We start from the raw sequence: 23,797 nt of genomic DNA, 5'->3' as shown, positions 1-23,797 counted from the left end.
ATGCAAGGCAAATTCAAACGACTGAATGGCAGTTTGTTTATGCGCATTTGCTAACAAGCAAATGATCTAAGCCGCGCGCCCAGCGCGCATAAAAAAAGAGCTGCCAGCGCAGGTGGAATCTGCGCTGGCAGCTCTCAATTCAATAGCATCAACCGTTGCGGCGGGCAGATGCCAGGCGTTTCACCACCGTGACCAATAGGTCGATCTCGGCAAAGGTGTTGTAGAAGGCCAGTGACGGCCGCACCGTGGTCTCCACACCCATGCGCCGCAAGATCGGCTGGGCGCAGTGGTGGCCGGTGCGCACCGCAATGCCCTCCTCGTTCAAGGCCTTGCCGACCTCTTCGGTGCTGTAGCCGGCCAGGGTAAAGGACATCACACTGGCTTTGTCGGCTGCGGTACCGATGAGACGCACGCCGGGGATCGCACCCAGCTGCTGCATGCCGTAGACCAGCAACTCGTGCTCGTAGCGGGCAATGTTTTCAATGCCCACCTTGTTCACGTAGTCGATGGCCGCGCCCAGGCCCACCGCGTCGGCGATATTGCCAGTGCCGGCCTCGAACTTGTTCGGGATCGGCTGGAACACGGTTTTCTCGAAGGTCACGTCGGCAATCATGTTGCCGCCGCCCTGCCAGGGTGGCATGTCTTCCAGCACTTCGCGCTTGCCCCAGACCACGCCGATGCCGGTCGGGCCGAACACCTTGTGGCCGGAGAACACGAAGAAGTCGGCGCCGATGTCCTGCACGTCGACCCGCATGTGCGAGATCGACTGCGCGCCATCGACCAGTGCCTTGGCGCCGGCACGGTGTGCCAGTTCGACGATTTCCTTCACCGGCACCACGGTACCGAGTGCGTTCGACACCTGGGTCACGGCGACGATCTTGGTCCGGTCATTCAGCAGCTTGCGGTATTCGTCCAGCAGCACCTGGCCTTTGTCGTCCACCGGGATTACGCGCAGCTTGGCGCCCTTGGCGGCAGCCAGCTGCTGCCAGGGCACGATGTTGGCGTGGTGTTCCAGGTTCGACACGATGATCTCGTCGCCCTCGCCCACATGCTGGCCGCCCCAGCTCTTGGCCACCAGGTTGATGGCCTCGGTGGTGCCGCGCACGAAGATCACCTCGTTCACATCCGGCGCGTTGATGAACTTCTTCACCCGCTCCCGCGCGCCTTCGTAGGCGTCGGTAGCGCGGGCGGCCAGTTCATGGGCGGCGCGGTGGATGTTGGAGTTCTCGTGCTCGTAGAAGTAGGCGATGCGGTCGATCACCGACTGCGGCTTGTGCGTGGTGGCGGCGTTGTCGAACCACACCAGCTGCTTGCCGTTGACCCGCTCCTGCAGGATAGGGAAGTCGCGGCGCACGGCATGCACGTCGAAGGCCGGATGGGCCGAACCTGCATACGCAGGCACGTCGTCACGACCCGCTTTGGCGGGGGTGACATAGCCATTCGGCAAGGTCACCGCATCGACAAAGTAGAACGCGGGCGTGGTCTGCGGCACCGGTGGCGTGGGCAAAGCGGCTGGCCGTGCTGCGTCGCTGGGCGGCACGAACGGCAAACGGCTCAGGTCGTCCAGACTGGAGCCACCGGCCTGCGGCGCCGAGGGCGCTGGATGGCCGGCACCCGGGTTCAGGAAGTAGAACGGCGACGCGCTTTCCGGCACGCCCTGCACGGCACCGCCACTACGCGGCTCGTAGGCCGGCAGCTCGCTGACCACGCGGTCCGGCAGGCCATTGCTGGCCTGGGCGTGCGGTTGCAAGGCCGGAGCCCGGTTGGCCAGGCTCAGTACCGAGGTGGGCGATGCCGGGATCAGGTTGCTGCCGGGCACCTGCCCGATGGGAATCGGCGTGCCCGGCACGCTGGGGCCGAAGCCGGCCGGGCTGGCCAGCGGCGAACCCGGCGGCGCAATATTGCCCGGCGCTTGCACGCCAGGCACGGCAGCCGACTCACCCGGCAGGGCCGAGAACAGCGCAGTCGCCATGCGAGCCAGCGTGGCCGGATCGGGCAAGCCCGCCGGCAACGTGGGTTGTGGAACAACGGTAGTCATAGGGACAGTACCGCTTTACTTGTAGGTGTCCGGATAGTCGTGGTACTTGCCGATTTCCACATCGTCCAGCACGGCCAGCGCGTCGGTGGTCAACACCGCCAGCGAGCAGTACAGCGAGATCAGGTAGGAAGCAATCGCCTGGTCATTGATGCCCATGAAGCGCACCGACAGGCCGGGAGCCTGCTCGCCTGGCAGGCCGGGCTGGAACAGGCCGACCACGCCCTGGCGCTTGTCGCCCACGCGCAGCAGCAAAATCTTGCTCTTGCCATCGGCCACCGGCACCTTGTTGCTAGGGATCAGCGGAATGCCGCGCCAGGTGATGAATTGCGAACCGAACAGGCTGACGGTAGGCGGCGGCGTGCCGCGGCGCGTGGCTTCGCGGCCAAAGGCGGCGATGGCCAGAGGGTGGGCCAGGAAGAAGGCTGGCTCTTTCCAGACCTTGGTCAGCAGCTCGTCCAGGTCGTCGGGCGTCGGCGCGCCGGTCAGCGGGAAGATGCGCTGCTCGTCCGTCACCTGGGACAACAAGCCGTAGTCGGGGTTGTTGATCAGTTCGCTTTCCTGGTTTTCCTTGATAGTTTCGATGGTCAGGCGCAGCTGCTCCTTGATCTGGTCATGCGGGCTGCTGTACAGGTCGGAGATGCGGGTGTGCACGTCGAGGATGGTGCTGACGGCGTTCAGGAAGTATTCGCGCGGCTGATCTTCGTAGTCCACAAAGGTGCGCGGCAGCTGGTTTTCCGACTGGCGGGCGGTGCAGGTGACCTTGATGGATTCGGGGTTCTTCACCTTGTTCAGGCGGTAGATGCCGGCTTCCACCGGCGTCCACTGCAGCAAATGGGTCAGCCAGCGCGGCGAGATGGTTTCCAGTTGGGGAACGGTCTTGGTCGCATTGGCAAGCTGGCGTGCGGCGCTATCGCCGAGGGTGGTGATTTGGGTCAAGAAGAACTCCGTTGATGAGAAAAAAGGAAAGAAGAAAGAATCACAACGGCCCGCAGTGTCAGATGCCTACAGGCATCTTTCAACATGCTATAGCCGCCAATCGGATGTGCTGCGCCTGGCGGCGCTGGGCAATGTGTTCGCAATCGGCCAGCAGCACCGGCAGCGATATGCCGAGCGCGCGGGCCAGCTTTTCCACCGTGACGATGGAGGCAATGGTGCGGCCGCGCTCGATCTCGCCCACATACGAGCGGTTCAGGTCCGAATGTTCGGCCAGCTGCTCCTGCGACCAGCCGCGGGCTTCGCGCAGCTGGCGCACCACCAGGCCCAGGCTCTCTACCAGCGCCGTCATGCAAGCGCATGCTCAGGCAGCGCCGGGCTGGCTGCGCGCGGCTCTTGGCGCGAGCTGGCCTGGGTCACATGGGCGCCAGGCGCCACGTCCTGCGTGAGCCAGACATTGCCGCCTATAGTCGCGCCCTGCCCCAGCCGCACCCGGCCAAGCACAGTGGCGCCTGCATAGATCACCACATCGTCTTCCACGATGGGATGGCGCGGCTGGCCTTTTTCCAGGTGACCCTGGGCATCGGTGGTGAAGCGCTTGGCGCCCAGGGTGACGTTCTGGTACAGCCGCACCCGTTCGCCGATCAAGGTGGTCTCGCCGATCACCACGCCGGTGCCGTGGTCGATGAAGAAGCCCGCGCCTATGGTGGCGCCGGGGTGGATGTCGATGCCGGTTGCGCTGTGCGCCAGCTCGGCGACGATGCGTGCCAGCAACGGCAGACCTTGCCGGTACAGCTGGTGCGCCAGCCGGTGGTGCACCATGGCCAGGATGCCGGGATAGCAAAGCAATACCTCGTCCACGCTGCGCGCCGCCGGGTCGCCGTGGAAGGCGGCCAGCACATCGCTGTCGAGCAGGCGGCGGATGCCGGGCAAGGCCTGGGCAAACTGCTGCACCACCTGGGTCGGCTGGGTGCCGGCGGGCACGTCGTCGACCAGGCGCAGCTCCAGCCGCACCTGGGCCAGCAGGCCATGCAGGGCCGCGTCCAGCGTATAGCCTACGTAAAAGTCTTCGCTCTCCTGGCGCAGGTCCACCGGCCCCAGGCGCATCGGAAACAGCACGCCTTTCAGCGACTCGACAATCCCGGCCAGCGCGTTGCGCGACGGGAACTCGCGCCCGCCGGGCTCGGTGGAGCGCCCTTGGGCAGCCCGCCATTCGCTGCGCACGCCGTGCAGGGCCTGGACCACGTGGCCCACGTCAAATACCGGCGCGGCCATCAGTCCTGCACCCAGGGCAGGCTGTGGAAACGCCAGCCGTCGGCAGCACCGCGGTGCTGCTGACCGTCGATCTCGCCCTCAAAGCCTTCCAGCACATTGAAGACACGGGTAAAACCGGCCTTGGCGGCGGCCTCGGCCGCCTGCGCCGAGCGCTTGCCGCTGCGGCACAACAGCAAGACGGTTGCGTCCTTGCTGCCCACCTTGGCCTCCAGCTCGCGCACAAAGCGCGGATTGCGCGTCAGGCTGGTGCCGGTAGCCCAGGCCACATGGGCGCTGCCCGGCACGTGACCGACAAACTTGCGTTCTTCAAAGGTCCGCACGTCAACCAACTGGGCGGCACCCGCTTCAAACAAACGCCATGCCGCTGCAGGGCTGACACCGCCCGCATAGGGCAAATTGGTGGACAGAGCGACCGCGCGGGCAGACTCCAGTTCAGGGGGCAGGCTGATCAGTTCAGCGGTGGCGGTAGGCATGGCAACTCCTGTGGCTTGGACCCGGCACACCAGCGTGCGGGATTGGTTGGAAGCCACTTTAGGAGCATCACGCTCTATCGCAAACTACTTAAAAATCAGTTCTTAACAACGGAAACATCTTTAGCGCCCGAAGGACAATGCGGCATGCACAAGCTCAGCAACCAAGACACCCGCCGGGTCGACGTGGTGGTTTACCCCGGCTTCAAAGCCATCGAGGCCATAGGCGCGATGAGCGTGTTCGAGTACGCCAACCTGCATCTGACCCAGCAAGGCCGGCCGCCCGGCTACCAGCTGCACATCGTCTCCGTCGCGGCCGGCCCGGTGGCGTCGGACACCCACATGCAGCTGCAAGCCGCCGCAGCCTTGCGCACCGACGAGCTACCGCACACGGCCATCATCGTCGGCGCCCGGCAGATCGAAACCGCCCTGACCGCAAACACCGCCATCGTCGACTGGGCGGCTGCCGTGGCACCGCGCATCGAGCGGCTGGTGGCCTTGTGCTCGGGCAGCTTCTTCCTGGCCGCGGCCGGCGTGCTGGACGGCCTGACCGCCACCACCCACTGGAGCGTGGCCGCCTTGCTGAAAGAGAAGTTCCCGGCGGTGCAGGTGCAAGCCGATGCCATCTACCTGCGCTCGGGCCGGCTCTGGACCTCGGCCGGGGTCACGGCGGGCATCGACCTGGCGCTGGCCCTGGTGGAAGACGACCATGGCCGCGGCCTGGCGCTGCAGGTGGCGCGCGACCTGGTGGTGTATTTGAAGCGGCCCGGCGGCCAGTCGCAGTTCAGCATGCACCTGAACAGCCAGAACACCAGCCACCCTGGCATCCGTGCAACCCAGGAATGGCTGCTGTCGAATCTGTCGCTGCCGCTGGACGTGTCGGTGCTGGCCGGCCGCGCGGCCATGAGCGAGCGCAACTTCCGCCGGGTGTTTGCCAAAGAGGTGGGCAGCAGCCCGCTGCAGTTCATCGAATCGGCCCGGCTCGAAGCCGGCCGCCGCCTGCTGGAAGAAGGCGACCTGCCACTGAAGTCGATTGCCGGGCGCATAGGCTTTGCGTCCGAGCAATCGCTGCGCAAGCTGTTTATGAAGCGCCTGGGCGTCGGCCCGCAGGCCTACCGTGAACGCTTCGGCGGCGCGCGGCCTTAATTTGGATCAGGCCGCTTTGCGCAGCTTGGCGACCTGGGTGGCCAGAACGTCCATCAGCGTGGGCGACAAGCAGTCATAGGGCTCGAGCCCAGCCTCGCGCAGCTCCTGGCGTATGCCGGCCATCTGCTCGGGTGGCGTGCCGGTTTCGATGATGGACGAAACAAAGGCCGCGAACTCCGGCCCGGCCCAGCCGGTGTCGCTGGACAGCTCGGTGTGGATGAAGTCCAGGCCGTAGAACCCATGGTCTTTGTTCTCAATCCGGCCAAACATGTGCACGCCGCAGGCCTTGCAGGCGTGGCGCTGGATCGTGGCACTGGGGTCGACAACCTGCAATTTCTCGGGACGCGAGGTCACATGCACCTTGTCGCGCGAAACCACGCCGACAATGGAAAACAGCGCATGGGCCGGCTTCCAGCACTTGCTGCAGCCGCAGGCGTGGTTGTGCGCCACTTGCGCATCCACCTTCACCACCACCGGGTCGTGGCTGCAATGGCAGGTCAGCGTGCCGCCGCTGAAACCCGGCGCGCCCGGCTTCTTGCCCTGGCCTATGGCCGGATGCAATGCAGAAAGAGTCATTTTTGTCTCCTGAAGGTCCACGCGGAACGGCCGCGCACCGTTTGCAAAAAAGAACACCCCCAGGCTGCAGCGCTACGCGTCTTCCGCCAACCCCCTTGCAGGGGGCGATACCAGCGGCCCGGCTAAGCCGGTTCCGCGGTATCTCTGGGGCAGACAGGCTAAACCAGGAAGATCGTTAAAACAGCACCACACCTCTGATAGATTCACCGCGTTTCATCAAATCAAAGCCCTTGTTGATGTCCTCCAGCGGCATGGTGTGGGTGATCAGCGGGTCGATGCTGATCTTGCCCTCCATGTACCAGTCCACGATCTTGGGCACGTCGGTACGGCCTCTGGCGCCGCCGAAGGCCGAGCCTTCCCATTTGCGGCCGGTGACCAGCTGGAACGGACGGGTGCTGATCTCGGCACCGGCCTCGGCCACACCGATGATGATGCTGCGACCCCAGCCCTTGTGGGTGCATTCCAGGGCCTGGCGCATGACCTTGGTGTTGCCTATGCACTCGAAGCTGTAGTCGGCACCGCCGTCGGTCAGCTGGACAATCGCGTCGACGATGTTGCCGCCAGCGGCTTCGATGTCCTTGGGGTTCAAAAAGTGGGTCATGCCGAAGCTGCGGGCCATGGCTTCACGGGCCGGGTTCAGGTCGACGCCGATGATCTTGTCGGCACCCACCATCTTGGCGCCCTGGATCACGTTCAGGCCGATGCCACCGAGTCCGAAGACCACCACATTGGCGCCGGCTTCGACCTTGGCGGTGAACAGCACGGCGCCGATGCCGGTGGTGACGCCGCAGCCGATGTAGCAGACCTTGTCGAACGGGGCGTCCTTGCGGATCTTGGCCAGGCTGATTTCCGGCGCCACGGTGTAGTTGCTGAAGGTGCTGGTGCCCATGTAGTGGAAGATGGGCTGGCCGCCCAGGCTGAAGCGGCTGGTGGCGTCGGGCATGAGGCCCTTGCCCTGGGTGCCACGGATCAGCTGGCACAGGTTGGTCTTGCGGCTCAGGCAGAACTTGCACTGCCGGCATTCGGGGGTGTACAGGGGGATGACGTGGTCGCCCTTCTGCAATGTCGTCACGCCGGGGCCGACATCGACCACAATGCCGGCGCCTTCATGGCCGAGGATGGCGGGGAAGATGCCTTCAGGGTCGGCGCCACTGAGGGTGTAGTAGTCGGTGTGGCAGATGCCGGTGGCTTTGATCTCGACCAGCACTTCGCCGAACTTGGGGCCTTCCAGGTCCACGGTTTCTATGGTCAGGGGGGTGCCGGCTTTCCAGGCGACTGCGGCTTTGGTTTTCATGTTCGGGTTCTCTCGCGGTGTGCAGGGTTCTGCAGGGTTCGGGTCTGGCAAGCTGCTGCCATGGCCGCGAATGTAATGCTGCATCGCGCTGCACCCCGTGGCAACAGGGCGCTCCCTAGATTGAATGGCCGTCCTGGGGCGCAAGTTGGCCGAATTGAACCCCTGGCCACAGGGTGGCAGCGTTTGTGCGGAGCTTGCCGCACAAACGGTATTTGCTATTTATTCAATAGCTGTCTGCGCACAGAGAATAAGCGCTAGAGGCCTATTTCTTACAAAGAATTACCGCGGGGCTAAGCAGCCAGGCCGGCGCTGTCAAACACGCCCTCAAACAGCGCCGAGCTCAGGTAACGCTCACCCGAATCCGGCAGGATCACCACGATGGTCTTGCCCTCGCTCTCCAGCTTGTTCGCCCAGCGCACCGCGGCGGCCACCGCGGCGCCGCAGGAGATGCCGGCCAAAATGCCTTCGTCGCGGGCCAGGCGGCGCGCGTAGTCCAGCGCCTCCTCGTTGCTGACCTGCTCGATCGCGTCGACCAGCGACAAATCCAGCACATCGGGCACGAAGCCCGCGCCTATGCCCTGGATCTTGTGCGGCGCGGGCTTCAGCTCTTCGCCCGCGCGCTTCTGCGTCAGCACTGGGCTGGCCGTGGGCTCCACCGCCACCGAGATGATGGCCTTGCCCTGGATCTGCTTGATGTAGCGCGACACACCGGTGATGGTGCCGCCCGTGCCCACGCCGGACACCAGGATGTCGATCTTGCCATCGGTGTCCTGCCAGATTTCCGGCCCGGTGGTGGTGGCGTGGATCGCCGGATTGGCCGGGTTCTTGAACTGCTGCAGCAGCACGTACTTGGGGTCGCTGGCCGCGATTTCCTCGGCCTTGGCGATCGCGCCCTTCATGCCCTTGGCGCCCTCAGTCAACACCAGGGTGGCGCCGTAGGCCAGCAGGATCTTGCGTCGCTCGATGCTCATGGTCTCGGGCATGGTCAGGGTGATGGGTATGCCTTTGGCTGCAGCCACGAAGGCCAGCGCGATGCCGGTATTGCCGCTGGTCGGTTCGACGATTTCCTTGCCCGCCCCCAGCAGACCACGCTTTTCTGCGTCCCAGATCAGCGCGGCGCCGATGCGGCATTTCACCGAATACGCCGGGTTGCGGCCCTCGATCTTGGCCAGCACCGTGGCCTTGGCCCCATGGGTGATGCGGTTCAGGCGGACCAGCGGGGTGCGGCCAATCGACAAGGAGTTGTCGGCGTAAATCGAAGACATGGTGCGGCTTTCTGCTGAGCTAAAAGCGGCCACTCTAGGGCGGAAGCCGAGTCCGGCGAACGAATTAAAAATCAGCTGCAAACAAGCAATCTGTCTAAGAACGTTTTTGGCTCTCTACACGAGCTGGTTATGCGGTTTTCCAGCTTGCATATCCCAAATGCTTCGTTCACGACGGCGATGTGTCTCTCTACATTCGGGCTCCTCATCACTTACAGGTAGCTCTCACAATGCAGTTCCGCCCCTCCGTTCTTTTGGCCGCAGTGCTGGCCACCTCCATGTTTGCCCAGGCCGCCTTGGCCGACCAGCTGGACGACATCAAGAAGAAAGGCGAGATCGTCATCGGCGTGCTCGGCACCGACGAGCCCAACAGCTTTGTCGACCCCAAGACCCGCGAGATCGTGGGCTACGAGGTGGATATTGGCAATGCCATCGCCAAGAAGCTGGGTGTGAAGCCGGTGTTCAAGCAGCTGGCCGTGGCCGCGCGCATCCCCGAGCTGCAGCAAGGCCGGGTCGACATCCTGGCCGCATCGTTGACCCACAACAAGGAGCGCGAAGCCCAGATCGACTTCTCGCTGACCACCTTCGTCACCGGCCAGAAGGTGCTGGTCAAGACCAGCAGCGGCATCACCGATCTGCCCCAGCTGGGCGGCAAGAAGGTGCTGACCGTCAAGGGCGGCACGCAAGAGCCGAACATCCGCAAGGCCGTGCCGAATGTCGACGTGGTAACTTTTGAGACCACGCAACAGGCCTTCCTGGCGCTGCAGCAGGGCAAGGGCGTGGGCTATGTGAACGACGAAGCCTCGCTGATCAACGACCACGCCAAGCTCGGCGCCGCCAAGAAGGACTACGCCATCCTGCCGCAAAACATCAGCGTAGAGCCGCTGGCTCTGGGCCTGAAGAAAGGCGAAAAAGGCCTGAAGACCCTGGTCGACGGCGTGCTGCGCGACCTGGAAAGCTCGGGCGACGCCAACAAGCTGTTCGTCAAATGGTATGGGCCTGAAACCAAGCTGCAGTTCGAAAAACGCAGCTTCAAGATCGACAGCGACCAGATTTAACAGCGGCTTCGTGTTTGTCCGCACCACCTTAACGGGTGGTGCGGATTCTTTTTTTGCTTTTTGCCCATGTTGAATTTTGATCTGAACCTGCTGCTGACCGGCCAGTACCACGACTGGTTGCTCAGCGGCCTGGCCTTGTCGCTGCAACTGGCCGGCACCACCCTGGTGCTGGCGCTGCCGCTGGGGGCGCTGATCGCCTTGCTGCGCCTGTCGCCGTTGAAATTGCTGCGTAGCCTGGGCTGGCTGTATGTGGAAGTGATACGCAATGTGCCGCTGCTCGCGCACCTGCTGTTCTGGTATTTCGGTGCACCCGAGCTGCTGCCCGAGCCGGTCAAGCAATGGCTGTACGCCGGCAATATCGAAGCCATCAGCGCGGTGGTAGCGCTGACGCTGTACACCGCGGCCTATATGGCCGAAGACATACGCAGCGGTATCCGCGCGATCCCCACGGTGCAGACCGAGGCGAGCCGTGCACTCGGTTTCGGCTTTCTGGCCACCATGCGCCTGGTGGTGCTGCCCCAGGCCTTGCGCATCACCGTGCCGCCACTGCTGTCGCAAACCCTGAACCTGTGGAAGGACACCAGCGTGGCCACCGTGATCGGCGTGGCCGAGCTGATGTACCAGGCGGCCAAGGTCGAGTCGGCCAGCTTCCGCAGCGCGGAAGCCTTTGCCTTCGCCACCAGCGCCTACCTGCTGGTGTCGCTGGCCATCACCGGGGCCGGCGCCTGGTACCACCAGCGCTACCCCGTGCGCACTCTCTAAGGCAGGCATTCGATGTTGGAGCTTATCCAGACCTACTGGGTCTATTTTCTGGTCGGGCAGTACCCGAACGGGGCGTTGGGCGGGCTGGCACTGACCGTGCTGCTGGCCGGGCTGGCGCTGGTGCTGGCCTTGCCGCTAGGCCTGCTGCTGGGCCTGGCCCGGGTCAGCCCGTACCGCTGGGTCTACTGGCCGGCCACGGTCTTCGTCTTCGTGCTGCGCGGCGTGCCGCTGCTGATGGTGATCTTCTGGGCCTACTTCTTCCTGCCCAGCCTTACCGGCCACAAGACCGACCAGTTCAGCACCATGCTGATGGCGCTGGTGGTGTTCGACAGCGTCTACCTGGCCGAGATCGTGCGCGCCGGCATCTTGGGCATTCCCAAGGGCCAGGTGGAAAGCGCGCGCTCGCTGGGCTTCAGCTACCTGGCGACGATGCGCCTGGTGGTGCTGCCCCAGGGCCTGCGCCACATGCTGCCTTCGCTGGTCAACCAGTTCATTGCCACCATCAAGGCCACCTCGCTCGGCTACATCATCGGCCTGACCGAGGTGTCGTTCATCGCCGCGCAGATCAACACCCAGGTGTTCACCCGCAGCACCGAGGTCTACGCGCTGCTGGCGTTCAGCTATTTTGTTTTGTGTTTCGGTTTGTCGCGCCTGGCCTTCTGGCTGGAGCAGCGCAGCCAGGCACGTCCTTTGAAAGTATCCGCATGATCCACCTGGACCAGGTCAACAAATGGTACGGCGCCTACCACGCGCTGGTCGATGTCAGCGAAAGCATAGGCCGTGGCGAGGTGGTGGTGGTCTGCGGGCCGTCGGGCTCGGGCAAGTCCACCCTGATCCGCACCCTGAACCGGCTGGAGGCCATCCAATCCGGCCAGATCCAGATCGACGGCCAGGACATCCACCGCAAGGGCCTGGACGTGAACGCCTTCCGCTCCGGCATCGGCTTTGTGTTCCAGCAGTTCAACCTGTTCCCGCATCTGACGGCGCTGCAGAACTGCACCCTGGCCCCGCTGCGGCTGCGCGGCCTGCGGCCCGCGGTGGCGCATGAGGAAGCGCTGTCGCTGCTGGACCGCGTCGGCCTGGCGCACAAGGCCCATGCCTATCCATCCGAGTTGTCGGGCGGCCAGCAGCAGCGGGTGGCGATTGCCCGGGCCCTGGCGATGCAGCCGCCGCTGATGCTGTTCGACGAACCCACCAGCGCGCTGGATCCGGAGATGGTCGGCGAGGTGCTGCAGGTGATGCGCGCCCTGGCCAAGGACGGCATGACCATGGTCTGCGTAACCCACGAAATGGGCTTTGCCCGCGAGGTGGCCGACCGCGTGCTGTTCATGGACCAGGGCCGGGTGCTTGAGCGCGCCACGCCGCAGGAGTTCTTTGCCCAGCCCCAGCATCCGCGCGCGCAGCAGTTTCTGGCCGATATCCGCATGCCATTTGCGGTGGCGGGGTAGGCCTGCGTTGGTCGAGTCAGTACGGCGGAATACGGCCAATACCAGTCAGGGACTGTTTGAGAAAGCGGACGCTCAACGTTTGACTTAAGCGGCCTGCCGTAGGCAGGTCCGCTTGAAGGAAGGGTTAGGCACTGTTCCCGGACAGCTCAAATTCTCCTGAGCACTTTCCGCATTTGCAATGTGTACGCAGCGCGGTCGCTCCCTCTGCGCTCGATTGGCTGAGGCGCTCGACCGAAACAAGTGAGCCACAGCCTGGGCACAACTCTCGTACCGAAGCTTGCTTCCGGAACTGGGCCAAAGCGGAGACCACTGCGTTGTCATAAGGAATGCCATCAACTGAGGAAACGTCGTCGCTGCTCCCGAACATTGACATAGCGATCCAGAACACCGGGATAGCGAAGAACGAATGGAATGAATACGACAGATTCTCCTCACCATGTGATTTGCACAAGTGAAGACTCTCGACGCATGCCGTCTGTGCCACGACAGTAGCAAACGTGAGCAGAACTCCTGATACGAATGCGAGTATGCCCGCCGCGACGATGCCCCCGAAGGCCTTCGGTCCGCGCATGCGGTGACCGACGACGAGACTCAGGCCGAAGCCAGCGATAACGAACGGCCAGGGGACGAGGGGAGATAGGTCGATCATCGGCTAGGGCCTAACGAACCTGCGGGATAAGCTGGGCGGTGCGGGATATTCTGGACACGGATTCCTCCTGAGAGTGGCTTGCAGCCTATGTTTTTAACGACCTTGCTGTACAAACATCCAGGTATAAAAATCCCGTGAAACCCGGCAGGCTTGCGCTGGGAAAACTATAGCTTGAAAAGGTGAAATCGGGGCGCTCAGAGGGCAAGGTTATGAGCGCGGGAACGCTGGGTAGCGCCTCGCAGACCGCTTTGGAGAGCTATTTCCACTGTCGCCTTTGGGCCCAACGCAGCCCTTTGCATCTACCCAAAGCCGACATTCAGAAGACTTGCACTGGCCGACTGCGGCCTTGGGCGGCACGGGAATCGACGACCTCGGCGCAGGCGCAATATTGAAGCATCCTTCATCAGCCGCCAGCACTTGTCCAAATAAACTTCATTTTTCATAGCGCCTCACGCATAACCAATAAGCGCCGGAGGTCATTTTCTCGCATAAAGCATCTCAGCTTCACCAGTCGGACGGGTGGACCCCAAACCCGCCCTTATGCGTTTTCCGAGCAAGCATCTGCAAGCTTATTCGTTGGCCTTTGGGCGGCGGCTTTCCACAATCGAAAACCCTCTTTTTTCGATTGCCCTGCATGCGCCTGCCTCTTGTCCTTACCCGTTTTGCCTGCCTGTTGGCGAGCGCAGGAGCGCTGCTGGGCGCCCATGCCGACCCGGCCTACCCTGCCAAAGCCGTGCACCTGCTGGTGCCCAACACGGCGGGTAGCTCGGCCGACTCCATCGCCCGGCAGGTCGGCCAGCGCCTGGCCACCGTGTGGAAGCAGCCGGTGCTGGTGGAAAACCGGGCCGGTGCGGGCGGCATCGTGGCCGCCGATGCAGTGGCCAAGGCCACGGCTGACGGCCATACCCTGCTGCTGGGTGCGGACGGTCCGATCACCATCCTGCCCAATCTGTCCGTTCCCCTGCCCTACGACCCCAAGCGCGACCTGCTGCCCGTGGTCTCGCTGGGCGAAACCGACTTTGTGCTGGTGGCCAACCCCAAGCTCGGGTTCAAGACGCTGCAGGACTTCGTGCAGGCCGCCAAGGCCCGGCCCGGCAAGTACAACTACGCCTCGGCGGGCAATGGCAGCCCGCAGCATTTCGCGGCCGAGCTGTTCAAGCAGGCGGCCGGGGTGTACCTGACGCACATCCCCTACCGCGGCGGGCCCCTGGGCATGTCGGACGTGATTGCCGGCCAGGTGGACGTGATGTTCATCGCCGTCGGCCCGGCCCTGGCGCACATCCAGTCCGGCCGCCTGGTGGCACTAGCCAGCGGTGGCGAGAGCCGCCTGCCCCTGCTGCCCGCCGTGCCCACGGTGGCCGAAAGCTACGCGGGCTTCCGCGCCGGCACATGGTTCGGCCTGTTTGCGCCGGTGGGCACGCCCGCCGCAGTGGTCGACAACATCAGCGCCGAAGCCGGGCGCGTGCTGGCCGACCCCGCGCTGCGCAGCGAACTGGCCGCGCAAGGCATAAGAGTCACCGGCTACCCGCAAGTACGCTTCCAGACCCTGGTGGGCAATGAGTCCCGCAAATACGCTGCCCTGGTCAAGGCAGCCGGCATCCACGCGGAGTAACAGCATGTCCGTCAACGACTTTCAAGACATCCAGCGCCGCTACGAAGTGCTGCAGCACGATCTCGGCCCGCACCATGCGCCGCAAGGCCTGTACGTACAGAACAAGGCCCTGCCCTTCATAGGCCGGGTGCAGTGCAACGTCAGCGAGGTCGAGGCCGGCAGCTGGCAGGAAATCATCCTCGACTACGAAGTCGGCGCATCCGGCATTGCAGACGGCGCCTGGATCAAGGCCACCTTCAAGTTCTATTCCGACTGGGCGTTGTTCCAGACCAGCGACCCGACCGCCGCCAACTACATCAGCGCCGAATACCAGGCCGCGCCCCTGGTGCCCGGCCAGAGCCCGGCATCGGTGCAGTCGCTGTCGATCCGCTTCGACCAGAAGGGCCACGAGCGGCCCTACCAAAAGGCCATCATCGTGGACGTGGTCGACGGCTACCTGAACGCCGGCGACCACATCGTCATCCGCCTGGGCGACCGCCGCGCGGGCGGGCCTGGCACGCGGGTGCAGACCTTTGTGGAAGACAGCTTCCGCTTCCGCCTGTATGTAGACCCGCTGGGCACCTCGCGCTTTGTGACCGTGCCCGACGACGTGGTGATCAAGGTAGCCCACGGCCCGGCCGCCAAGCTGTTCCTGAACGCGCCGCGCTATGCCCAGCCCCAGGTGCCGCTGCCGCTGCGCGTGTCGGTGCTGGACCGCTGGGGCAATATCGTGCGCGACCAGGGCCTGCCGCTGCGGCTGCGGGTACAACAGGACGGAGCCACCCTGCACACCCACACCCTGGACCTGCCCGCGCAAGGCTGGGCCTCGGTAGGCCTGGACATCGGCACAGGCCTGCGCCTGCCCGCCGGCAGCTACCGTCTGCTGGCCGACGTACCCGGCCTGCCGCAGCTGCCGGCCACCGAGTTTTATGTCGATGTGGCGGCCGACTTCCCCACCCAGCGCCCGTTCTACGCCGACCTGCATGTGCATGCCCACGACACCGTGGGCACCAACAGCCCGGCCTACAACGCCGCCTATGCGCGCGACATCGGCGGCATCGACGTGTTTGGCTACACCGCCAACGACTTCCAGATCACCGACCAGAACTGGCAGCTCGGCCTGGACGCGGTGAACCAGATCGACCGCCCGGGCAGCTTCGTCGCCTTCCCGGTGCAAGAGTGGTGCGGCAGCTCCACCGCCGGGGGCGACCACAACGTGGTGTTCCTGGGCGATACCGCGCCCGGCTTTCCATACAACGCGCGCGGCGAGCACAACCGCACCCTGGTATGGAACGAAGACATGAAGGGCAGCGCCGTCAGCCTGGGCCGCTGGCCGGTGGAAGAGCTGTGGGCCGCCTATGTGGGCGAGGCGCAGCAGCATCTGCTGATCCCCCACGTCGGCGGGCGCCGCTACATCCCCGACTGGCACCACCCCGAACTGGAGCGGCTGGTGGAAATCGCCTCCACCTGGGGCCACTTCGGCTGGCTCTACCAGGACGTGATCCAGCGCGGCTACCAGCTGGGCGTGGCCGCCAGCAGCGACGAGCACCGCGGCCGGCCCGGCGGCGGCGCACCCGGGGTGCAGGTATTTGGCGTGCACGGCGGCCTGACCGGCGTGCTGGCCGACAGCCTGGACCGCGCCAGCATCGGCCGCGCCCTGCGTGCCCGCCACACCTGGGCCACCACCGGCGAGCACGCGGCATTGATCACCCGCTGCGGCCCACACCCGCAGGGCGATGCCTTCCGCTGGCAGGGCGACGCGGTGCTGGACTACCGCTTTCTCGGCCAGAGCGGCTGGGAATACCTGGCTGCCTACGACCACACCGGCCGCATCTGGGAGCGCGACCTGCACTGCGAACTCGGCTATTCAGACCGCCGCATCCGCCTGCGCTGGGGCGGCGCGCGCATCCCCGACCGCTACCGCTGGGCCGCCTGGCAGGGCCGTATCCAGGTGCTGGGCGCCAGCATCCAGAGCTTTCGCAGCCATGGCTTCGAGCATGCGGAGGAATCCAGCTGGCGGGCCGGCCCGACCAGCATCGCCTTCCGTAGCGACACCTATGGCGATGCCGACAGCATCGAGATCGAAGTCAGCCAACTCAAGGACCTGCGGCTGGTGGTCGAAGGCACGATAGACAGCTATGTGAAGGTGGGCGACCCACTGCAGCGCAACCCCTTCGTGCACCGGCCCGACTTCCACTGGGAGGTGTCGGGTGCCGACCTGCTGCGCGACGGCCGGCTGCAGCTGGAGCTGGGCGGCACCGAGCTGTTCCTGGCGCTGGAGCGGCTCACCAACGCCCCTTTGCCCCGCACGGTGGCAGGCCAGGTACAGGTGGCGCCGGAAAATGCGCCGTTCGGCTTCCGCCCGGTGTACTTCCATGGGCGGCAACGCGACGACAGCAAGGTCTGGTCCTCGGCCCATTTCATCGAATTCGGTTGAAACCCGGCGCCCCTAAAATCGCCGGGTGAGTACCGTACTTCCCCACCCCATCGCCCCCCCTCCCCGCCGCAGCATCCGCGAGCTGCCCGACGAACTGATCAGCCAGATTGCGGCCGGTGAAGTGGTCGAGCGGCCGGCCTCGGTGGTGCGCGAGCTGGTCGACAACGCGCTGGATGCGGGCGCCACCCAGATCACCCTGCGCCTGCTGGCCGGCGGGGTGCGCCTGATTGCGGTGGAAGACGACGGCGGCGGCATTCCCATGGAAGAGCTGCCGATCGCCTTGAAGCGCCACGCCACCAGCAAGATCCGCGACCTGCAGGAGCTGGAATCGGTGGGCACCATGGGCTTCCGCGGTGAGGCCCTGGCCGCTATCAACTCGATAGCTGACATGGCAATCTCCTCCCGCGCTAGCGGCCAATCCAGCGCATTTTTGCTGGACGGCCGCAGTGGCGAGCTCAAACCCGTGGCCCGCAGCACTGGCACCACGGTCGAGGTGAAAGAGCTGTTCTTCAGCACACCGGCGCGGCGCAAGTTTTTAAAGACCGATGCCACCGAACTGGCCCACTGCGTGGAAGCCGTGCGCCGCCACGCGCTGGCCCGACCGGACGTGGGCTTTGCCATCTGGCACGAGGGCAAGCTGGTCGAGCAATGGCGCGCCTGCCCGGCCCCCACCAGCCTCGACGCCATCAGCGAGCGCCTGCGCGACGTGCTGGGCGACGACTTCAAAGATAAATCGGTGGCCGTGGACTACCTGAGCAGCATGCGCGACGATGGCGGCCAGGCGGTGCGCGTCTGGGGCCGGGTCGGCATTCCCGACGCGGCGCGGGCCCGGCCCGACCAGCAGTTTGCCTATGTGAATGGCCGCTTCGTGCGCGACAAAGTCATTACCCATGCGGCCCGCAGCGCGTATGAGGACGTGCTGCACGGCCAGCGCCAGCCTATCTATGCGCTGTATGTGGAGATCGACCCGACGCGGGTCGACGTGAACGTGCACCCCACCAAGATCGAGGTACGCTTCCGCGACAGCCGCGAGGTGCACCAGGCCGTGCGCCGCGCCGTGGACGCAGCCCTGGCCGCGCCGCGCGCAGCCGCTGCCGCGCTGGCTACCACGTCCAGTTCGGCGCCCAGCCCAGCGCCCGAAATATTTAAGCCAAATCTGCCTCTGGCGCAGACTCTACCTGCGCAGGCAGCTATGCATTTTGTAGCCCCTGTCACGCACCGGGTGTCGGACATGGAAGCGCTGTGGCCGGTCCAACCCGCCGCCGCAGCCATGCCTGTGGCGCCCACGCCGGCACCTGCCACGCCAGCCCCGGCCGCCGCCGAAATCTGGCCGCTGGGCCGGGCCATCGCCCAGCTGCAAGGCATCTACATCCTGGCCGAAAACGCCCAGGGCCTGGTGATCGTCGACATGCACGCAGCCCACGAGCGCATCGTCTACGAGCGGCTGAAGACCCAACTGGTGGATGCGCGCATCACCAGCCAGCCGCTGCTGATCCCGGTGACCTTTGCAGCCACGCCGCAGGAAGTCGCCACCGCCGAAGCGCATACCGACACCCTGGCCACGCTGGGTCTGGAAATCACCCCGTTCTCACCCAAGACCCTGGCCGTGCGCGCCGTACCCACCAGCCTGGTGCAGGGCAACGCCACCGAACTGGCACGCAGCGTGCTTGCCGAATTGGCACAACACGAAGCCAGCACTGTCATCCAGCGCGCGCAGAATGAGCTGCTCGGCACCATGGCCTGCCACGGCGCCGTGCGGGCAAACCGCCGCCTGACCATCGACGAAATGAACGGACTGCTGCGCCAAATGGAAACCACCGACCGCTCCGACCAGTGCAACCACGGCCGTCCGACCTGGCGGCAGATCAGCATCAAAGAGCTGGATGCCCTCTTCATGCGCGGGCGCTAGCCAATGAAACGCCTGCTCCTCCTGGCCGCCTGCATTGGTAGCCTGGCCCAAGCCGAGACCGTGGACTGCCACGTCAGCTACGGCGGCGAAACGCAAGTCATACGCGCCCACCCCGCGGCCTCGCCGTATACCGTGGCGCCGGTATCCATCGGCTCCTACTTCATGTTCCGCCTGGTGTTCGAGCGCCAGCCCGCCGACCAGGCCGCCATCAAGCTCTACACCTACGCCGACCGCGAGCCGCCGCAGGGCGCGGTGCTGCTGCACCAGGCCGATTACCTGTACCCACCTGCAAAAAATGGGCGTTACGGCTTCACTGGCTTGCAACGCGTGTACGAACCGATCCGCGACGGCGAGCTGTACTACTGGTGCGAGTGGAAGAAATGATGAAAACCACCCGAACCACCCTCTTGGCTGCCCTGCTCTGCCTGCCTTTGCTCAGCCAGAGCGCCCCGCCCACGGTGGAGCTGCTGTTCGGCGGCGACGTGATGCTGGATGACGGCCCGGGCAAGCTGATTGCCGCGGGCGGCGACCCCTTGGCGCCCATCGCCAGCATCCTGCAAAGCGCCGACGTGGCCATCGGCAACCTCGAAACCTCGGTGGCCAGCAGCGGCACCGCGCTGGACAACAAGATCTACACCTTCCGCGCCACGCCGCAGAGCGTGAAGGTGCTGCAGGGCCGCTTCCATGCCATGTCGGTGGCCAACAACCACAGCGGCGACTACGGCCGCGATGCCTTCATAGAAACGCTGGGCCACCTGCACAACGCCGGCATCGCCTCCTTTGGCGGCGGCGCCAACCTGACCGAAGCCCACAAACCCTACTGGATCGAGAAAAACGGCATCCGCATCGCCGTGCTCGGCTACGACGAATTCAAACCGCGCTCGTTCGAGGCCGGCGCCCAATGGGCCGGCGTGGCCTGGAGCGAAGACAGCCATGTGGTAGCCGACATCCGCGCGGCCCGCGCAGCCGGTGCCGACGTGGTGATCCCCTTCATGCACTGGGGCTGGGAGCGCGAGCCCGGGCCCAGCCAGCGCCAGCGCGACCTGGCCAAGCTGATGGTCCAGGCCGGCGCCGACGCCGTGGTCGGCAGCCACCCGCACGTGACCCAGGGCGCCGATGTGGTGCTGGGCAAGCCGGTGATTTGGAGCCTGGGCAACCTGGTGTTCGACGGCTTCGAGCTGCCCGAAGCCAAGGTCGGCTGGCTGCTGCGCCTGAGCGTGGACAAACGCGGCATCCGCAGCTGGAACACCGTCACCGTGCGCATGGACGCCGACGGCACGCCCATCCCCGACCCGACCACCCCCGGCCCCTGCGGCCGCCGAGGCAGCCGCAGCCTGGCCGCCTGCTGATACAGACGCATAATACAATTCAAAATGTATTGAATTGCGTCACATGTCCACCGAACTCCACCAGTTCCTCGAAACCCTCGCCAAATCCGCCAGCCCCGGCGACCGCGCACCCACGGTACGCGATCTGATGCGGCGGTTTGGCGCCTCACAAGCCCTGGTGCAGCAGGCACTCGGCAGCCTGAAGACCCAGGGCCTGATCGACTCCCAGGTCGGTCGCGGCACCTTCTTCACCTCCAACGGCGAACCGCTGCGCGCCGTGGCGGATACGCCATCGGCGACCCGCTCTGTCCTGCTGCTGCGCCGCTCGGTCAGCATTGCCCGTGGCCGGGTGGTGGTCGACGGGCTGCAGCGGCGTTTTGCGGCCGAAGGGCACCGGGTGCTGGAAGTCTCGTACACCGACCCCGAGCATGCACGCGCCGTGCTGCGCGGCATGCCGCGTTTCGACGCCTGCGTGATCCAGTCCTCGTTCGAAACCATCCCGATTGAAACCCTGGCCGCCGTGCGGCAAAAGACCGACGTGGTGGCGGTGGACGGGCTGGGCCTGGTCGGCACCAACGTGGATGCCGTGGGCATGGAATGGGGCGAGCCCCTGGCCGCCGCCGTGCACGGCCTGGTACAGCAAGGCCACCGCCACATCGCACACGCCACCAGCACACACGAATTCCTGGCCAACGCCCTGGGCCTGCGCCGGCTAGAGCAGCTGCGCGGCACGCTGGCCGACGTCGATCTGCAATCCATCGCCGTCGCCAAGCTGCCGCACGAAGACTTTGCAAGTTCCTTGGTCGCGCTGCTGCAGGCGCGCCGCGACGCTGCGGGGCAGCTGCCGTTTAGCGCACTCGTGGCCTGGGGCATAGAAGACGGCGCCGGCTTCCGCGCACTGTTGACGAGCCTGGGCCTGGACGTGCCCAGCCAGCTCAGCGTGGTGCTGCTGGGGCGCGCCGACCTGGCGAACGAACATGCGGATTTCTTCGACACAGTGGGCTGCAATGCAGCTGACCAGGTCGAATACCTGCACCAGGCCATCCATGCACGCTGGGCCGATGCCGCACGCGCCTATGGCGTGCGTTTTCTGCCGGTGGCGCTGCGCCCAGGGCAGTCGACCCAGGCGCCGGCCAGCGCAGCCAAGCGCCGCGCCAGGGCCTAGCCGCAGCTCATCGACGCGCCAGCCGGGCCGCGGTCTCCATCGCAATCGCCGCCGAATCACCTACATAGGCGCTGGCTTGCAGCGACTGCGCCAGGTCGTCCGGCAGCGCGCGGGTGCCCCACATGGCATGCGTGCAGATGGCCTCCAGAAACGGAATCCCCTCGGCCACTGTGCGCTGGGCTGCGTCATACAGCAGATGGTGCGCCTCGTGCCGGCCCATCAAGGCCGTCAGGCGCATCATCACCGCCTCCGAGACGATCAAGCCCTGCGACAACTCCAGATTGCGCCGCATCGCCTCAGGATGCACCACCAGCCCACCCACCAGCTGCGCCAGGGTTTCGGCAATCGATGTGGCCAGGATGGCGATCTCGGGCAGCAAGGCATCCGTCACATTGGTGGCCGAGGAATCGCCCTCGTCCATGCGCACCATGGCCTCCATCGCCAGCGGCACGCGCGCGCGCAGCATGCGGGCCAGGCTGGTCAGCATCAACGCCGAGGATGGGTTGCGCTTTTGCGCCATGGTCGAGCTGCCAACCTTGCCCAGGTGAAAGGCTTCCTCCACCTCGCCGATCTCGGTGCGCTGCATGAACACCACATCCTGCGCGATCTTTTGCGCCGTGCCCGCCAGCAGGCCCAGTGCCGCCACGAAGTCGCTCACCCGGTCGTACGAGGAGCGCATGGGCAGGCCCGCCGGCGCCAGCCCCAGGTGCGCCGCCATCCGCACCTCGACCGCCCGGCCCTGGCCTGCCATGGCCGCAAAGCTACCGATGGCGCCCCCCAGGCTGGCCACAAACGACCCGGCCAGCCGTTGGCTCAAACGGCTGCGGTCGCGGTCCAGCTCGTCCAGCCAGCCCGCCAGCTTGAAACCGAAGGTCATGGGCAGCGCATGCTGTCCGTGGGTACGCCCGGCCTGCACGGTGTCGCGGTGCTGCTGCGCCAGCGTGCACAGCGCCTCGATGGCCGCATCCAGATGCCGGGACAGCACCTGGTGCGACTGGAACATCTGCAGCGAAGCCGCGGTATCGAAGATATTCTGGGTGGTGGCGCCCCAGTGGATGAAGCCCGCAGCCGGCTCGCCGCACAGCGCTTCATACTGGCGCAGCACAGGAACAAACGGATGCTGGGCAAACGCGATATCGCGCGACAAGCGCTCCAAATCGAAGGCGCTGGCATCCGCCTGCGCGGCAATCGTCTGGGCCGCCGCCTGCGGGATGATGCCCAGCTCGGCCTGGGCGCGCGCCAGCGCGGCCTCGACCGTCAGCCAGGCCTGCAAGGTGGCCTGGTCACTCCATATCGCCTTGGCCTCGGCATTGAACCAATGGCGGGTGACAAACGAATCAAACATGCCTGTACGCATGGGTACTCCAAAAATATAAATACAATACGCATTGTATCAATACAATATGCATAAGCCAACGCCTTTCTGTGCGTAGGCCCACCCAGAACCACCGCTCTTTTCAGATGGAGACATTCATGCAACGCAGACTCTTGAACCAACTGGCCCTTCTTGGCACCGGCATGCTACTGGCCGGCCTGTCCCAGGCGCAGTCCAACAAACCGATCTCGCTGGTCGTCGGCTACTCGGCAGGCGGCAGCTCCGACTATGTGGCGCGGGTGGTGGGTGCCGAGCTGTCCAAGCGGCTGGGCCGCGCGGTGGTGGTGGAAAACCTGGCCGGCGCCAGCGGCATGCTGGCCGCGCAGAAGGTGTTGAACGGGCCAGCCGATGGCAACCTGGTCTACATGGGCGGCACCGACACCGTACTGGTGCCCATGGTCAACACCCGGGTCAAGCTGGACTGGGAGAAAGACCTGGCACCCATAGGCCGCATATCCACCGCCCCGCTGATTTTTGCGGTGCCCGCCAGCTCGCCCTACAACACGCTGGCCGATCTGGTCGCGGCGCTGCGCAAAGGCGGCAAGGAAAGCTTCAACTACGCCACGCCGGGCATTGCCACCATGCAGCACATTTATGGTGAACTCATCAACGACCGGGCCAAGATTTCAATGCTGCACATTCCCTACCGGGGCGGCGCGCAAATCACCACCGACCTGGTCGGCGGCCAGGTGGACAGCGCAGTGCTGGTGCTGTCCACCGCCATGCCCTTCCTCAAGGAGGGCAAGATCAAGGCGCTGTCGGTATCCGATGGCGCACGCGTGCCGCAACTGCCGGCCGTCAAGCGCGTGGGCGAAGAAGAGGGCTTCAGCGGCGTGTCGCTGCCGATCTGGCAAGGCCTGTTCCTGAAGGCGGGCACGCCGGCGGCCACCGTGGCCGCGTATGAAAAGGCCTTGCGCGATGCCACGGCCGAACCCGAGCTGCGCAAAAAGCTGGCCGAAGCCGGCTTCAGCGTGGCACCCGCCAGCGGGCAGGAACTGCACAGCTTCGTCAAACCCCAGGCTGTGCTGTACCGCGACATCATCAAGGGCGCCAAGATCACCATGGATTGACATACCCCGGC

At 65.2% G+C, this 23,797-nt stretch carries 21 protein-coding genes; 12 read left to right on the top strand and 9 right to left on the bottom strand.

The window, feature by feature from the left end; all coding sequences use genetic code 11:
• Positions 1–148: 148 nt before the first annotated feature.
• The 5 genes from J2X19_RS12510 to J2X19_RS12490 all read right to left on the bottom strand — a co-directional run bounded on the left by J2X19_RS12510 (position 149) and on the right by J2X19_RS12490 (position 4,719).
• Complete coding sequence (locus J2X19_RS12510; RefSeq protein WP_310373511.1) at positions 149–2,038, bottom strand: family 2A encapsulin nanocompartment cargo protein cysteine desulfurase; 1,890 nt, start codon at positions 2,036–2,038, stop codon at positions 149–151.
• A 15-nt stretch (positions 2,039–2,053) separates the two neighbouring features.
• Positions 2,054–2,974, bottom strand: a complete 921-nt coding sequence (locus J2X19_RS12505; protein WP_092755799.1) for a family 2A encapsulin nanocompartment shell protein — start codon at positions 2,972–2,974, stop codon at positions 2,054–2,056.
• A gap of 79 nt (positions 2,975–3,053) precedes the next feature.
• Positions 3,054–3,323 carry a helix-turn-helix domain-containing protein gene (locus J2X19_RS12500; protein WP_092755801.1) on the bottom strand — a complete coding sequence of 90 codons (270 nt, stop codon included), beginning with the start codon at positions 3,321–3,323 and terminating at the stop codon, positions 3,054–3,056.
• On the bottom strand, positions 3,320–4,246 hold the full coding sequence (gene epsC, locus J2X19_RS12495) for a serine O-acetyltransferase EpsC (RefSeq protein WP_116606138.1): 927 nt from the start codon (positions 4,244–4,246) through the stop codon (positions 3,320–3,322). Before epsC ends, J2X19_RS12500 begins: the two co-directional genes overlap by 4 nt.
• Positions 4,246–4,719, bottom strand: coding sequence for a rhodanese-like domain-containing protein (locus tag J2X19_RS12490; RefSeq protein WP_116606137.1), 474 nt, complete (start codon positions 4,717–4,719; stop codon positions 4,246–4,248). The genes epsC and J2X19_RS12490 overlap by 1 nt, the downstream gene beginning before the upstream one ends.
• A 144-nt stretch (positions 4,720–4,863) precedes the next feature.
• On the opposite strand from J2X19_RS12490, the gene J2X19_RS12485 reads away from it, so the two are divergent.
• A complete protein-coding gene (locus tag J2X19_RS12485; RefSeq protein ID WP_310373503.1) occupies positions 4,864–5,862 on the top strand; it encodes a GlxA family transcriptional regulator in 999 nt (332 codons plus the stop codon).
• A 6-nt stretch (positions 5,863–5,868) separates the two neighbouring features.
• Here the strand turns inward: J2X19_RS12485 and gfa are convergent, their stop codons facing one another.
• From gfa to cysK, 3 genes are all read right to left on the bottom strand, one after another.
• Complete coding sequence (gfa, locus tag J2X19_RS12480) at positions 5,869–6,438, bottom strand: S-(hydroxymethyl)glutathione synthase (protein WP_310373501.1); 570 nt, start codon at positions 6,436–6,438, stop codon at positions 5,869–5,871.
• Positions 6,439–6,613: 175 nt separating this feature from the next.
• The gene (locus J2X19_RS12475; RefSeq protein WP_092756767.1) at positions 6,614–7,732 is read right to left on the bottom strand and encodes an S-(hydroxymethyl)glutathione dehydrogenase/class III alcohol dehydrogenase; all 1,119 of its coding nucleotides are present in this window, start codon (positions 7,730–7,732) and stop codon (positions 6,614–6,616) included.
• 290 nt (positions 7,733–8,022) lie between these two features.
• Positions 8,023–8,997, bottom strand: a complete 975-nt coding sequence (gene cysK / locus J2X19_RS12470; protein WP_310373499.1) for a cysteine synthase A — start codon at positions 8,995–8,997, stop codon at positions 8,023–8,025.
• 227 nt (positions 8,998–9,224) lie between these two features.
• On the opposite strand from cysK, the gene J2X19_RS12465 reads away from it, so the two are divergent.
• From J2X19_RS12465 to J2X19_RS12420, 10 genes are all read left to right on the top strand, one after another.
• Complete coding sequence (locus tag J2X19_RS12465) at positions 9,225–10,052, top strand: ABC transporter substrate-binding protein (protein WP_207776212.1); 828 nt, start codon at positions 9,225–9,227, stop codon at positions 10,050–10,052.
• A 66-nt stretch (positions 10,053–10,118) separates the two neighbouring features.
• On the top strand, positions 10,119–10,814 hold the full coding sequence (locus tag J2X19_RS12460) for an amino acid ABC transporter permease (RefSeq protein ID WP_310373496.1): 696 nt from the start codon (positions 10,119–10,121) through the stop codon (positions 10,812–10,814).
• 12 nt (positions 10,815–10,826) lie between these two features.
• A complete protein-coding gene (locus J2X19_RS12455) occupies positions 10,827–11,522 on the top strand; it encodes an amino acid ABC transporter permease (protein ID WP_310373494.1) in 696 nt (231 codons plus the stop codon).
• The gene (locus J2X19_RS12450; RefSeq protein ID WP_310373493.1) at positions 11,519–12,262 is read left to right on the top strand and encodes an amino acid ABC transporter ATP-binding protein; all 744 of its coding nucleotides are present in this window, start codon (positions 11,519–11,521) and stop codon (positions 12,260–12,262) included. Before J2X19_RS12455 ends, J2X19_RS12450 begins: the two co-directional genes overlap by 4 nt.
• A 1,283-nt stretch (positions 12,263–13,545) precedes the next feature.
• Positions 13,546–14,523, top strand: coding sequence for a Bug family tripartite tricarboxylate transporter substrate binding protein (locus J2X19_RS12445; protein ID WP_310373491.1), 978 nt, complete (start codon positions 13,546–13,548; stop codon positions 14,521–14,523).
• A 4-nt stretch (positions 14,524–14,527) separates the two neighbouring features.
• Entirely contained in the window at positions 14,528–16,939 is a 2,412-nt protein-coding gene (locus J2X19_RS12440; protein ID WP_310373489.1) for a hypothetical protein, read from the top strand.
• Between the two features lie 25 nt (positions 16,940–16,964).
• A complete protein-coding gene (gene mutL / locus J2X19_RS12435; RefSeq protein WP_310373487.1) occupies positions 16,965–18,848 on the top strand; it encodes a DNA mismatch repair endonuclease MutL in 1,884 nt (627 codons plus the stop codon).
• Positions 18,849–18,851: 3 nt separating this feature from the next.
• Entirely contained in the window at positions 18,852–19,232 is a 381-nt protein-coding gene (locus J2X19_RS12430; RefSeq protein ID WP_310373485.1) for a hypothetical protein, read from the top strand.
• Entirely contained in the window at positions 19,232–20,197 is a 966-nt protein-coding gene (locus tag J2X19_RS12425) for a CapA family protein (protein WP_310373483.1), read from the top strand. The genes J2X19_RS12430 and J2X19_RS12425 overlap by 1 nt, the downstream gene beginning before the upstream one ends.
• Before the next feature lie 43 nt (positions 20,198–20,240).
• Complete coding sequence (locus tag J2X19_RS12420; RefSeq protein WP_310373481.1) at positions 20,241–21,341, top strand: GntR family transcriptional regulator; 1,101 nt, start codon at positions 20,241–20,243, stop codon at positions 21,339–21,341.
• Positions 21,342–21,348: 7 nt separating this feature from the next.
• Here the strand turns inward: J2X19_RS12420 and J2X19_RS12415 are convergent, their stop codons facing one another.
• Positions 21,349–22,698 carry a class-II fumarase/aspartase family protein gene (locus J2X19_RS12415; RefSeq protein ID WP_310373479.1) on the bottom strand — a complete coding sequence of 450 codons (1,350 nt, stop codon included), beginning with the start codon at positions 22,696–22,698 and terminating at the stop codon, positions 21,349–21,351.
• 116 nt (positions 22,699–22,814) lie between these two features.
• On the opposite strand from J2X19_RS12415, the gene J2X19_RS12410 reads away from it, so the two are divergent.
• Positions 22,815–23,786 (top strand): Bug family tripartite tricarboxylate transporter substrate binding protein, encoded by a 972-nt coding sequence (locus J2X19_RS12410; protein ID WP_310373477.1) that lies wholly within the window; start codon positions 22,815–22,817, stop codon positions 23,784–23,786.
• Positions 23,787–23,797: the final 11 nt, after the last annotated feature.

It is taken from the genome of Rhodoferax ferrireducens (assembly GCF_031458075.1).
GTDB lineage: Bacteria > Pseudomonadota > Gammaproteobacteria > Burkholderiales > Burkholderiaceae_C > Rhodoferax_B > Rhodoferax_B ferrireducens_A.
This window is presented reverse-complemented; position numbering and strand designations above follow the sequence as displayed.

What these genes read in the sequence shown, in the direction of transcription:
- J2X19_RS12490 (WP_116606137.1), bottom strand. Translation starts at nt 4,719, where the DNA reads ATGCCTACCGCCACCGCTGAACTGATCAGCCTGCCCCCTGAACTGGAG.
- J2X19_RS12460 (WP_310373496.1), top strand. Translation starts at nt 10,119, where the DNA reads ATGTTGAATTTTGATCTGAACCTGCTGCTGACCGGCCAGTACCACGAC.
- gfa (WP_310373501.1), bottom strand. Translation starts at nt 6,438, where the DNA reads ATGACTCTTTCTGCATTGCATCCGGCCATAGGCCAGGGCAAGAAGCCG.
- J2X19_RS12455 (WP_310373494.1), top strand. Translation starts at nt 10,827, where the DNA reads ATGTTGGAGCTTATCCAGACCTACTGGGTCTATTTTCTGGTCGGGCAG.
- J2X19_RS12485 (WP_310373503.1), top strand. Translation starts at nt 4,864, where the DNA reads ATGCACAAGCTCAGCAACCAAGACACCCGCCGGGTCGACGTGGTGGTT.
- J2X19_RS12465 (WP_207776212.1), top strand. Translation starts at nt 9,225, where the DNA reads ATGCAGTTCCGCCCCTCCGTTCTTTTGGCCGCAGTGCTGGCCACCTCC.
- J2X19_RS12475 (WP_092756767.1), bottom strand. Translation starts at nt 7,732, where the DNA reads ATGAAAACCAAAGCCGCAGTCGCCTGGAAAGCCGGCACCCCCCTGACC.
- J2X19_RS12425 (WP_310373483.1), top strand. Translation starts at nt 19,232, where the DNA reads ATGAAAACCACCCGAACCACCCTCTTGGCTGCCCTGCTCTGCCTGCCT.
- J2X19_RS12510 (WP_310373511.1), bottom strand. Translation starts at nt 2,038, where the DNA reads ATGACTACCGTTGTTCCACAACCCACGTTGCCGGCGGGCTTGCCCGAT.
- J2X19_RS12440 (WP_310373489.1), top strand. Translation starts at nt 14,528, where the DNA reads ATGTCCGTCAACGACTTTCAAGACATCCAGCGCCGCTACGAAGTGCTG.
- J2X19_RS12450 (WP_310373493.1), top strand. Translation starts at nt 11,519, where the DNA reads ATGATCCACCTGGACCAGGTCAACAAATGGTACGGCGCCTACCACGCG.
- cysK (WP_310373499.1), bottom strand. Translation starts at nt 8,997, where the DNA reads ATGTCTTCGATTTACGCCGACAACTCCTTGTCGATTGGCCGCACCCCG.
- J2X19_RS12410 (WP_310373477.1), top strand. Translation starts at nt 22,815, where the DNA reads ATGCAACGCAGACTCTTGAACCAACTGGCCCTTCTTGGCACCGGCATG.
- J2X19_RS12415 (WP_310373479.1), bottom strand. Translation starts at nt 22,698, where the DNA reads ATGCGTACAGGCATGTTTGATTCGTTTGTCACCCGCCATTGGTTCAAT.
- J2X19_RS12500 (WP_092755801.1), bottom strand. Translation starts at nt 3,323, where the DNA reads ATGACGGCGCTGGTAGAGAGCCTGGGCCTGGTGGTGCGCCAGCTGCGC.
- J2X19_RS12445 (WP_310373491.1), top strand. Translation starts at nt 13,546, where the DNA reads ATGCGCCTGCCTCTTGTCCTTACCCGTTTTGCCTGCCTGTTGGCGAGC.
- epsC (WP_116606138.1), bottom strand. Translation starts at nt 4,246, where the DNA reads ATGGCCGCGCCGGTATTTGACGTGGGCCACGTGGTCCAGGCCCTGCAC.
- J2X19_RS12430 (WP_310373485.1), top strand. Translation starts at nt 18,852, where the DNA reads ATGAAACGCCTGCTCCTCCTGGCCGCCTGCATTGGTAGCCTGGCCCAA.
- J2X19_RS12420 (WP_310373481.1), top strand. Translation starts at nt 20,241, where the DNA reads ATGTCCACCGAACTCCACCAGTTCCTCGAAACCCTCGCCAAATCCGCC.